This window comes from Arthrobacter sp. HLT1-20 (assembly GCF_054510895.1).
Map to the genome: position 1 here is coordinate 1 of NZ_JBTNDR010000061.1, position 10,896 is coordinate 10,896.

The window sequence follows — 10,896 nt, forward strand, 5'->3', positions numbered from 1 at the left end:
GGGGGGGGGGGGGGGGGGGGGGGGGGGGGGGGGGGGGGGGGGGGGGGGGGGGGGGGGGGGGGGGGGGGGGGGGGGGGGGGGGGGGGGGGGGAGGGGGGGGGGGGGGGGGGGGGGGGGGGGGGGGGGGGGGGGGGTCCCCCTCCTCTTCCCCCCCCCACACCCCTTTAAGCTCCCCGAAGATTTACTTCAAGAAATCTGCAAATTCCTTTTCAAAGTATTGCTTGGGCCGGGCGCCCACCACAGTGCTTTGGACTTCTCCACCCTTGAACAGGTAAACAGCCGGAATGGAGGTGATTCCGTACTTGGCTGAGATGGCGGGGTTGGCGTCCACGTCGACCTTGATGACGTCCACTTTGTCAGCGTACTCCACGGAGATCTCATCGAGGATGGGACCAAGCTTGCGGCAGGGACCACACCACTCAGCCCAGAAATCCACAATGACAGGCTTTTCGGAGTTCAATACGTCTTCGGCAAATGTTGCGTCTGTTGCACTCTTGGCATTACTCATGGTGAACTACTTTCTCTTAGGAATTCTGCTCGGCCAGGAAGTGTTCCACATCCAGTGCGGCAACACATCCCGATCCTGCGGCCGTGATGGCCTGGCGGTATGTGGGGTCCACGACGTCGCCTGCGGCAAATACGCCGGGCAAGTTGGTCTTGGACGAGCGCCCCTCAACGGCAATGGTGCCGGCTCCGGTCAGTTCCAGGACTCCCTTGACGAGGTCCACGCGCGGATCGTTGCCTATGGCAACGAAAACACCGGTGACAGTAAGTTCGCTCTTCTCGCCCGTCACCAGGTTGTTCAAGCGAATGCCGCTGACCTTGGCGTCACCTTCAACGGCAACAACTTCCGAGTTCCAGACGAACTTGATCTTCGGGTGATTCAAGGCGCGGTCGGCCATGATCTTGGATGCACGAAGGGTGTCCCGACGATGAACCACAGTGACGGAATCTGCAAACTTGGTCAGGAAGATCGCTTCCTCCATGGCGGAATCGCCGCCACCAATCACGGCAATGTCGTGACCCTTGAAGAAGAACCCGTCGCAGGTGGCGCAGGAGCTCACGCCGTGACCCACCAGGCGCTTCTCACCCTCAACACCGAGCTCGCGGTAGGCGGAGCCTGTGGAGATGATGACGGTGCGTGCCTTGAATTCCTGGCCGTCGGCCAGGGTAACGGTCTTGATGGCGCCTTCCAACTCAACGGAAGTAACGTCGTCGTACATCACCTCCGTGCCGAACTTTTCGGCCTGCTGGCCCAAGTTCTCCATGAGATCCGGACCCATGATGCCTTCGGGGAAACCGGGGAAGTTCTCCACCTCTGTGGTGTTCATGAGCTCGCCACCTGCGGTAACGGAACCAGCGATCATGAGCGGCTTCAGATCCGCGCGGGCGGTGTAGATTGCCGCGGTGTAGCCTGCGGGGCCGGAACCGACGATGATGACATCACGGACATCGCTTGCGGGGGTTGCTTGCGTGCTCACGGGTGAGTGTTCCTCTTCCTACTTTGACTGACCGCGGCGTGGCGGTTCAATGGGACCTTCGCTATCCACAACCGGTATGGGGGTGCGGTTATTCCACTCACAGGGATGTGAGGGAATGGGAGTGGATTACTTAATGCTGATTTCGGTGATCTTCAACCCGTAGGGGTAGGTCACGAATGGCTGGAGTTTGGGCAACTGAGTGAAGCTGATGATGACGTACTTGGCCTTGACGCCAGGGGCCGCCTTGAGCGTGAAATCGGGTGAGCTGAATGAGCCGCTGCCGATTTTGGTGGCACCCTGGATCTCGGGCTTGCTGTTGGTCAGGATGTTGAATTGTCCACCCGATCCCGCCAGCTGGTTGATGGTTACGGAGCTGATGGTGGATTCTTCCGCCAATTCAACGACCAGGTCAACGCCCGCAGTGAGGTTGGCGAAGTCGGCGTTGGAGAACTCCACTGTGGGCCAGTAGGTCCCCTTGTTGCCGTCAATGGCGTCCTTGAGGCGGGGGAAGTATGACTCGCCGTAGTTCTGCACGCCGGGCGCGTAGGTGGTGATGTCTGTCAGGCCCGTGATGACAGGGGCAACAGTCACCGGCTCAGGCGCCGTCGAGGGTGATGCCGCCTCGCTGGGGGGCGGTGTTGCCGACGTGCTGGTGCCCGCCTGATTACTGGAACCGTTGAACAAGGTGCCAATGTGCTGGAGCGCAAAAACGAGTGCACCAATAAGCAAGACGCTAACAATGGCACCGGTTAGCAGGCGCCCACTGATGCGTGGGGCGTTTCTTTCGTCGTCGTCCTCGTCAAGCAGGTCATCCGCGACGTAGTCATTGCTCGCCTGGCGAGCGGCTGCCGGGAAGGTTCCCGCACGGCGTTCCTGGGCCACGGTTTCTTCGTGGTCCTCGTTGATGAATCCGTAGTCGTCCTCATCCCACAGCGTCACCTTTGCCGGGGGTGGTGTGGCGGCGGGGGGAGGTTCGACGGCGGGAATCGCCGCAGCTGCCACGGCCGCCGTGGGTGGTGTGGCGGCCGGAGCCTTGCGGATGGGAGGCAGGGGATGCGCCGGTGTCATGGGCGAATTGTCCTCGTACACATAGGCGCTGGCCACGGGGGCTGCGTCTCGCGCCTTGCCGAAGATTTCGGTGCCGAGGGTGTCAGTAAAGAACGGCTCCTGGTAGACCTGCTCAACGGGCTCCGTGGGGACCACAAGGTCCAGCAATTCTGCCGGCGAGGTCCTGGCTGCGATGAGGTAAGTGGCTTGGTCCTGAACGCCCAGGTCAAGGATGGAGACACTGGAAACGCGCGTTCCAATGGCCACCTCGCGGGCACTTTGCGTCAGGTTGGCTGAGTTGTCAACAGCCGACACCAGAATACTGACAGGCCTGTTGAGGACCTGGTCCAGGCCATCCAAAATGACGTCGTTCTCGGCAGAAGCCAAGATGCGGCCAGTAACCTTGTAACGGCCGCCAAGGATGGAGCCCACGTCGATGGGTTGTGGCACCAAATCCTCCTCTTACAAACATGGTGGCTTTTGCGAGCAATGCGCAAAAGCCATATTTTGACTGATTCTATCGGAAAACACTGCAAGTTCCTTGGTTTCGGCCATGATTGGCCGTAGCGGCTGCTAAATCCCGCTACCTCGACGGCAGGCGATTGCGGACCTTGCTGATCAATGGGTTGAGCAGCGCATCAACTTCGTGCACGCGCATCTGCTTAAGGATCACTACGTAGACCACGGCCATGATTGTTCCCACAACGGCCAAAGTTGCTGACGCGGCCACGATTGAACTCCACATGAACCCGCCGGCTACGGTTCCGCCAAACACCATGAGGAGCAATTCACCGGCAATGCCCGCCACCAGGGCCGCGGCCAGGAAGCGCATATGTGCGCGCACAATGAGGCCGCCGCCGTAGTCGCCCAGCTTGGCCCGCAGGAACAAGTGGCTGACCACGGGGCCCAGAACATTGCTGACGGTGTAGCTGGCCGCCAGGCCGTAGATGATGAACTCCCGCGGCAGGAGACTTGCCAGCAATGACCCGGCCAAGCCAATACAGACCATGATGCACTGGATGATGAAAGGGGTCTTCGCGTTTTCCTGCGCGTAGAACACCCTGTTGAGGATGAAGTTGATGCTGTAGAACGGTGCGCCAATCGCCAGGATTGAGAGAGTGATGGCTATTTGGCGGCCAACGGTTTCTGTGCCGCCGCCGAAGAGCATGCCAAAGGGACCGGACAGCACCACGAGGGCAATGCCAGCGAACACGGTTGCCATGCCGGTGGTGCGTAGCGCCCCTGCGAGGGAGGCGCGCAGACCCGACAGGTCCCTGCTGGCCGCGGCGTGCGACATGGCCGTGAACATCACCGTGGCAATGGACAGGGCAATGATGGAGTGCGGCATAATGTACAGCTCGGTGGCCCGGTTAAGAATTAAAATACCCGGAATGTTGGGGTCTGATGTGCTGTCCCCACCGGCCGGGATAGTGGCCACGCGAAGAATGAAGATGAAGCTCAGGTTGCCAATGATCATGGTGCCCATGGTCCAGACGGCAACCTTGGCCGCGGCCCCCAACCCAGAGTCCTTCCAGCCGAATTTGGGGCGCAAATTCAGCCCCAGACGGTGGACGGGAATGAGTAGCACGGCCGATTGCACCACAATGCCCAGTGTGGCCGTTCCAGCCAACATCCACGATTGTCCCGTGGTCCAGTTGTCAACTGTGTGCGGGCTAGTGGCCGCACTGCCTGCGACGGCGATGAACACTAGGAGGCCGGCGATGGCCACCACATTGTTGATGACAGGGGCCCAGGCATAGGCCTTGAAGGAATTGTGGGCATTGAGAACCTGGCCCAACAGGGAAAACAAGCCGTAAAAGAAGATCTGCGGCAGCAGAAACAGGCCAAAGGTGATGGCCAATTCCAGGTTCTTGCCGGTGAAGGACGTGGCCACTCCCATGATGGGAGTGACCAACAACATCACAACGGCCGTCAGCACCAAGAGGCCGATGACACCCAGTGTCAGTAGCCGGGAAATGAAATCTGTGCCCTTGTCAGGCTGTTTGCTGGCTTTGGCGATCTGTGGGATCAGCACCGCATTAAACAAACCGCCGGCAAGCATCAAAAAGATCAGGTTGGGCAGGTAGTTGGCGCCTTCAAAAATGTTGCCTACCGTGGTGCCAGCAACCGCAATGCCGAGCACGATTGCCTTGACGAAGCCCAGGATGCGCGAGGCCAGGGTGCCGATCGCCATGGAGGCGCTGGAGCGGGCGGCGCTCGACGGCGTGCTGTTCTTGCCTTGCTGACTCACCACGGGCTGCGACTGGGTGGGCGGGGCCTGCATGGCGAACTGCGGCATGGCCTCCATATTGCTCGGGGCTATGGTTTGCACCAGGGCCACTCGTGGCGGAGCAGTGGGTTTTGGCGGGATATTGGCCCGTTCTTGGTTAGACATCGTTCCCATCATCTCACTGCCGGCCTAAGGACTGCTGACAGCGCACAGCCATGGCGGCGGCTAGAAGTATTCGGGGAGCAGGTCGCGGGCCAGATCGGAAATGCGCCGCTCATTGGGGAAGGAGAGTTTCTTGGCCAGCTCATCCAAGGGCACCCAGGCTACATCCACAGCCTCATGGTCCGGGTCATTTTCAATGGTGAGAAAACCGCCCGTGGCGCGCAACAGGAAATGGTGCACTGTTTTGTGGACCCGGTGCCCGCTAACGGTGAACCAGTAGTCAATACTGCCAAGGGTTGCCAAGATTTCCCCGGCAATGCCCGTCTCTTCCTCAATTTCACGCACGGCAGCCTCGGCATGCGTCTCTTGTCCTTCGGGATGACCCTTGGGCAGGCACCACTCAAGCCGGCCACCGCGGTTGATGCGGGCAATAATCGCAACCCGGGGGACGCCGTCGTGCATCTGGACAACCACGCCGCCGGCGGAGACTTCCTCAACCGTGGGCAGCTGGCTCGGGGCGCTCGGTGCGGCGGGCACAACCAGCGGGCCCATTGCCGAAGGCAACGGGTTCCTCTTGGGCGCGCGCGGCACTGGGTGAACCATGGAGTCCACTCTAGCTATCTTTGGGCACGGATGATGACAGCTGCGGATCCCCAGTTTTTGATGGCGCCCAAAGTCTTGGCGGCGAGAGGGGCAAGCGCGTGGCGGCAAAAGTCTGGCATTCTTAAGGGACTATGAATTTGGTGGCCGATACTTCAAAACTTGACCCGGTGGTTCTTGAGCTGGGACGTCTCTTCACTGACGCCGGCTATGAGCTTTCCCTTGTGGGCGGACCCGTGCGCGACCTCTTTTTGGGGCGAATATCCCCTGATTTGGATTTCACCACGAACGCCACACCCGATGAAATTCTCCAGGTGGCCAAAAAATGGGCTGATTCGCACTGGGAAATGGGCCGGGATTTTGGCACCATTGGCTTCCGCAAACGGAACAGCAATAAAGAAGTATTGCTCATTGAAGTCACCACGTACCGTGCCGAAGCGTACGATCCTCAGTCGCGCAAACCCGTGGTGGCTTTTGGTACCTCCCTGATAGAGGACCTGCAGCGTCGTGACTTCAGCGTCAACGCCATGGCCCTACGACTGCCTGCCATGGAGCTCGTGGACCCCTTCGGCGGCGCCGCGGACCTTGCCGCGGGCCTGCTGCGTACCCCCGGCAAGGCGGAGGACTCCTTCTCCGATGACCCGCTGCGCATGATGCGTGCCGCGCGTTTTGCCTCCCAGCTGGGCTTCTCGCTGCACCCGGACGTCCTCGCTGCCATGATGGGGATGGCGGAGCGGATCAGCATTATTTCCGCCGAGCGGGTTCGCGATGAGCTGGTGAAGCTGATTTGTGGGGCGCATCCGCGCGCCGGCGTAGACATCCTGGTCGAGACCGGTCTTGCCGAGCTGGTGCTGCCGGAAATTCCCGCGCTCAAGTTGGAAACCGATGAGCATCACAGGCACAAGGACGTTTACCAGCACTCCCTGCAGGTTTTGGAGCAAGCGGCATCCCTGGAGAGCGGGCCTGACGGGCCTGTTCCCGGGCCGGACTTTGTACTGCGTTTCGCTGCCCTGATGCACGACGTCGGCAAGCCCAAGACCCGCCGTTTTGAACCCGGCGGCGGTGTGAGCTTCCGCCACCATGACCTGGCCGGCGCAAAACTGACGGCAAAGCGGATGAAGGAATTGCGCTTTGACAACGACTCCATCAAGGCCGTTTCACGCTTGGTGGAGCTGCACATGCGCTTCTACGGCTACGGCGAGGCTGGCTGGAGCGATTCAGCCGTGCGCCGCTACGTGACGGACGCCGGACCCCTGCTGGAGCGTTTGCACCGCCTGACCCGCTCCGACGTAACCACCCGCAACCAGCGCAAGGCCGACCGCCTGGCTTTTGCCTATGACGACCTTGAAGCGCGAATTGCTGTGCTGGCCGAGCGCGAAGAGCTCGACTCAATCCGTCCGGACCTTGACGGTGGTGCCATCATGGCCCTGCTGGACATCAAGCCGGGGAGGGTGGTGGGCCGTGCCTATAACTACCTGCTGGAACAGCGTATGGAGCATGGGCCCTTGGGCGCCGAAAAAGCCGAAGAGGTATTGCGTCAGTGGTGGGCGGAGCAGCCCGAATCACAGCCTGAGCCTGCCGTTGAAGACTAATTAACAATCGCCGATTGGACAAGATCACCATGAGCAACAGCAGCACGCAGGCAGCAAACGTTCCGGCACCGCAGGCCCCCATTCCCGGCGGGCCCAAGCTGTGGCTGCTGCGCCATGGCGAAACCGAGTGGTCCCGCAGCGGGCAGTACACGGGCCTGACGGACATGCCGTTGACCAGCGAGGGCGAAGCTCAGGCCCGCTCCGCGCAGGCGGCACTGTCCGGCGTCGACTTTGATTTGGTGTTGACCTCGCCGCTGCAACGCGCCCACCGCACGGCGGCCCTTGCCGGTTTCCCCGACGCCGTGGTGGAGCCGAACGCCGTGGAATGGGACTACGGTGACTACGAGGGCATCGACAGTGCAGTGGTGCGGGCGCAGAACCCGGGATACTTGATTTGGGATGACGGCGTGCCCAACGGCGAGCTCCTCTCCCACGTGGCGGAGCGCGCCGATTCGATTGTTGCGCGCGTGCGCGCGGTCCAGCGGCCCGACGGCGCACCGGCGAACGTGCTGCTCGTGGCCCACGGCCACTTCCTGCGCATCATGACGGCACGTTGGCTGGGTCTGCCCGCGGGGCAGGGCCGCCACTTTGTGCTGGGCACCGCCAAGGTGTGCACACTGGGCTGGGACAAGAAGACACCGGCAGTGGAGCAGTGGGGCCTGTAGCGCCGCCGTGACTCAATCTGGTTGAAAGGGCAACACCGAGTAGGCTCGTCATCATGGCGGATTCACAGGCTCCGGGGACTCAGCCCCGGCATCACATAGTTGTGCCCTCACGCAGCGACTCCTTGTTGCGCACCATGACGGAACCGGTTGGCGGACCGTTGGGCAAGCGGACGGCACCGGGGCGGATTGACCCCGGGTTCTTCACTATTGAACGCGTGTTGGTCTTGATGACAGCCGTATCCGCGATCATGGCCGTGATGACCAAGTCCCATTGCCGGACCGCCGGATGGACCACACCGGACCAACAGTCAACCGTGTGCTGGTCCGCTTTTCCCAACTCGTTCGTGGACCACAAACTGGGCACCATGTTCCCGTTCTTGTCACAGGGATCGCCCTTTGACCACCCTGTGCTGGCCGGTTGGATTGCCGGGATCACCGCATGGTTGACCCGTGGCGCGGGTGACGGCGCACTGCGCCAGCTGGCGTTTTTTGACCTCAACGCGGCGTTGATCGCCGCTGCGTGGATTGTCACGGTGGTCCTCGTCGCCCGCACGGCCGGGCGCAGGCCCTGGGACGCTGCCATTGTGGCCGCCAGCCCCGTCCTCATCCTGACTGCCTACGTCAGTTGGGATTTCTGGGCCGCAGCCCTGGTGGCGCTGGCAATCTACCTGTTTGCCCGCGGACAAACACTCTGGGCAGGGGCTGTGTTCGGTGTTGCCGCCCTGGCCGCACCCTACGTGATCTTTGTTGTGCTCGCCCTGCTCCTGCTGGGCGTCCGCAGCGGCCACACCACCAAGATGCTGGAGATGGTTGCTGCGGCGGCCATTGCCTGGCTGCTGGTGTTGGCCCCCATCATGGCTGCGAATCCGCCGGCCTTCCCGGACTATTTGAAGAATCTGCTGGCCAGTGAGCCCTCGGAATCCTCAATCTACGGCGGCATCAACCTGTTGGCCAAGCGCATGGGCTGGCCGACGTTGGATGTTGGGGCCAGCAACGCGATTGCCACCATCCTTTTGCTGGTCCTGGTGCTTGGGTTGATTGCCCTAGCCCTCTACACACCTCGCAAACCCCGCGTGGCCCAATTGATGTTCGTGGCTGCAGCAGGGTTCATGGTGGTCAACAAGGCCACCGAACCATGGCATGCTGTGTGGCTGGTCCCGTTGCTGGCCCTGGCCATGCCGCGCTGGCGCCCCGTACTGGCTTGGCAGGCCGCCATCATCACCCACTTCATTGCCCTGATGCTGTTCCGGAGCAAAGTCCTGGGCAATCTCAGCGACCAGCACGCCATTGACGCCCCCTATTTCCTGATGGCGGCACTGACAGCCGATGTGGCCACCTGCGTGCTCATTGGCCTGTGCATCCGCGACATGTTCGTCCCAGGTTTCGACGTGGTGCGACGCGGCTCCGGCGATGATCCGCAAGGCGGAATCTTGCTGGATTCGCCAGGAGTTCCCACCAGGGCACTCATTGACGTTGCCTCACCAGATGTTCTTCCTGCGGATGTGCCTGCGGATGACCACAAGGACGATGCCGAGAAGGAGCGGGAGCAGCCGCAGCAATGACCGATGTAGCCGTGGTGGGTGCGGGCCCCAATGGGCTTGCTGCCGCCGTAACGCTTGCCAGGGCCGGGCTCTCCGTGCGGCTCTTCGAGGCTGCCGATTCAATCGGCGGCGGCACGAGGACGGCCCAGCTGACCCTGCCCGGATTTCGGCACGACGTCTGCGCGGCTGTTCACCCCATGGCGCTGGCGTCACCGTTCTTCAAAGCCTTTGAACTGGGTCGGCGGATCGAGCTGCTGGTGCCGGAGATCTCTTATGGCCACCCCATGGACGGCGGCCGGGCCGGGATTGCCTACCGAGACTTGGAGCGCACAGTTGAGGGGCTTGGCGCTGACGGGCGCGCCTGGCAGGCGCTGATGCAGCCCTTGCTCCGGCGCTTGGACGGCGTTGTTGATTTCACCCAGGGGAGCCTGCTGCGCATTCCCAGGGACCCGCTAGCTGTTCTTGGCTACGGGCTGAGGTCGCTGGCACAGGGAACCCCCGCATGGAACCTGGGGTTCAGGGAGGATACTGCCCCGGCCATGCTGACAGGCGTTTCCGCGCATGCCATGGGCCGTCTGCCGTCGCTGGCCACCTCGGGGGCTGGCATGCTGCTGGGTGTGCTGGCCCACGCATCAGGGTGGCCGGTTCCGCGTGGGGGATCACAGTCCATTGCCCAGGCGCTAGCGGACGATCTGCTGGCCCACGGCGGCCGGATCGACGTTTCGCACCGCGTGGACAGCGTGGCGGCGCTGAAACATGCCACGGGTGCCAAGGCCGTCATTTGCGATGTCACGCCACGGGCAATGGCGTCCATGGCCCGCAAAGAATTACCAACCAGGTATATACGTCAACTGGAATCATTTAAATACGGTGCGGGAGTGTGCAAGGTAGATTTTGCGCTCTCGGGGCCCGTGCCGTGGACGGCGCCAGACCTTCGCAGTGCACCCACCGTGCACTTGGGCGGAACGCGCCGGGCCATTGCCTTCGCTGAGAAGGAGGTGTTGGCGGGACGTCACCCGGACAATCCCTATGTTCTGGCCGTGCAGCCAGGGGTCATTGATGACAGCCGAGCCCCTGCCGGACAACAAACGTTTTGGGCCTACACCCATGTCCCGGCGGGGTCCACGCGGGACTGTACGGAAGACATCATCCGAACAGTGGAAAAGCAGGCGCCCGGGTTCAGGGACCTCATCCTCGCCAGCAACACCCAAACGGCGCAGGATGTGGGCAATTACAACGCCAACTACATTGGCGGGGACATCAGCTCAGGAGCCGTGACCATGGCGCAGTTGCTCAAACGCCCCGTGATCTCGCCCGATCCTTGGCGGACACCCGCGGACGGCCTGTATTTGGGTTCGGCGTCCACCCCGCCTGGCCCGGCTGTTCACGGCATGGCCGGCTGGCTTGCGGCCAAGTCGGCGCTCAAAAATACCTTCGGCCTGCCCGCCCCCGCCTTGGGCCTATAAATTAAGCAACTGACTGTGAGTCTTGTATGTAGCTGGTCTGGGACTAGCTGGCAGAGTAGGTAGCGGCTGTACCATCTGATGAATGTGACTCAGCAACTGACTGGCTCCGTGA

At 61.9% G+C, this 10,896-nt stretch carries 9 protein-coding genes; 4 read left to right on the plus strand and 5 right to left on the minus strand.

The window, feature by feature from the left end; genetic code table 11:
* Nucleotides 1–181: 181 nt before the first annotated feature.
* The 5 genes from trxA to ACX80Q_RS18360 form a co-directional block, all read right to left on the minus strand.
* Entirely contained in the window at nt 182–508 is a 327-nt protein-coding gene (trxA, locus tag ACX80Q_RS18340) for a thioredoxin (protein ID WP_459331979.1), read from the minus strand.
* 16 nt (nt 509–524) lie between these two features.
* Nucleotides 525–1,481 carry a thioredoxin-disulfide reductase gene (gene trxB / locus ACX80Q_RS18345; RefSeq protein WP_459331980.1) on the minus strand — a complete coding sequence of 319 codons (957 nt, stop codon included), beginning with the start codon at nt 1,479–1,481 and terminating at the stop codon, nt 525–527.
* Between the two features lie 126 nt (nt 1,482–1,607).
* Nucleotides 1,608–2,978: a hypothetical protein gene (locus ACX80Q_RS18350; protein ID WP_459331981.1), complete on the minus strand. Its 1,371-nt coding sequence runs from the start codon at nt 2,976–2,978 to the stop codon at nt 1,608–1,610.
* Nucleotides 2,979–3,111: 133 nt separating this feature from the next.
* Nucleotides 3,112–4,923 (minus strand): murein biosynthesis integral membrane protein MurJ, encoded by a 1,812-nt coding sequence (murJ, locus tag ACX80Q_RS18355; protein WP_459331982.1) that lies wholly within the window; start codon nt 4,921–4,923, stop codon nt 3,112–3,114.
* A gap of 60 nt (nt 4,924–4,983) precedes the next feature.
* Nucleotides 4,984–5,523 carry an NUDIX hydrolase gene (locus tag ACX80Q_RS18360; RefSeq protein WP_459331983.1) on the minus strand — a complete coding sequence of 180 codons (540 nt, stop codon included), beginning with the start codon at nt 5,521–5,523 and terminating at the stop codon, nt 4,984–4,986.
* A 131-nt stretch (nt 5,524–5,654) separates the two neighbouring features.
* Between ACX80Q_RS18360 and ACX80Q_RS18365 the strand changes: the two genes are divergently transcribed.
* From ACX80Q_RS18365 to ACX80Q_RS18380, 4 genes are read left to right on the plus strand one after another with little or no spacing between them, the layout of a single operon-like run.
* Complete coding sequence (locus ACX80Q_RS18365; protein WP_459331984.1) at nt 5,655–7,112, plus strand: CCA tRNA nucleotidyltransferase; 1,458 nt, start codon at nt 5,655–5,657, stop codon at nt 7,110–7,112.
* Between the two features lie 14 nt (nt 7,113–7,126).
* Nucleotides 7,127–7,777: a histidine phosphatase family protein gene (locus ACX80Q_RS18370; RefSeq protein ID WP_459331985.1), complete on the plus strand. Its 651-nt coding sequence runs from the start codon at nt 7,127–7,129 to the stop codon at nt 7,775–7,777.
* A 53-nt stretch (nt 7,778–7,830) separates the two neighbouring features.
* Nucleotides 7,831–9,339, plus strand: a complete 1,509-nt coding sequence (locus tag ACX80Q_RS18375; protein WP_459331986.1) for a glycosyltransferase family 87 protein — start codon at nt 7,831–7,833, stop codon at nt 9,337–9,339.
* Nucleotides 9,336–10,784 carry a phytoene desaturase family protein gene (locus ACX80Q_RS18380; protein ID WP_459331987.1) on the plus strand — a complete coding sequence of 483 codons (1,449 nt, stop codon included), beginning with the start codon at nt 9,336–9,338 and terminating at the stop codon, nt 10,782–10,784. Before ACX80Q_RS18375 ends, ACX80Q_RS18380 begins: the two co-directional genes overlap by 4 nt.
* Nucleotides 10,785–10,896: the final 112 nt, after the last annotated feature.

What these genes read in the sequence shown, in the direction of transcription:
- trxA (WP_459331979.1), bottom strand. Translation starts at nt 508, where the DNA reads ATGAGTAATGCCAAGAGTGCAACAGACGCAACATTTGCCGAAGACGTA.
- murJ (WP_459331982.1), bottom strand. Translation starts at nt 4,923, where the DNA reads ATGTCTAACCAAGAACGGGCCAATATCCCGCCAAAACCCACTGCTCCG.
- ACX80Q_RS18360 (WP_459331983.1), bottom strand. Translation starts at nt 5,523, where the DNA reads ATGGTTCACCCAGTGCCGCGCGCGCCCAAGAGGAACCCGTTGCCTTCG.
- ACX80Q_RS18365 (WP_459331984.1), top strand. Translation starts at nt 5,655, where the DNA reads ATGAATTTGGTGGCCGATACTTCAAAACTTGACCCGGTGGTTCTTGAG.
- ACX80Q_RS18375 (WP_459331986.1), top strand. Translation starts at nt 7,831, where the DNA reads ATGGCGGATTCACAGGCTCCGGGGACTCAGCCCCGGCATCACATAGTT.
- ACX80Q_RS18380 (WP_459331987.1), top strand. Translation starts at nt 9,336, where the DNA reads ATGACCGATGTAGCCGTGGTGGGTGCGGGCCCCAATGGGCTTGCTGCC.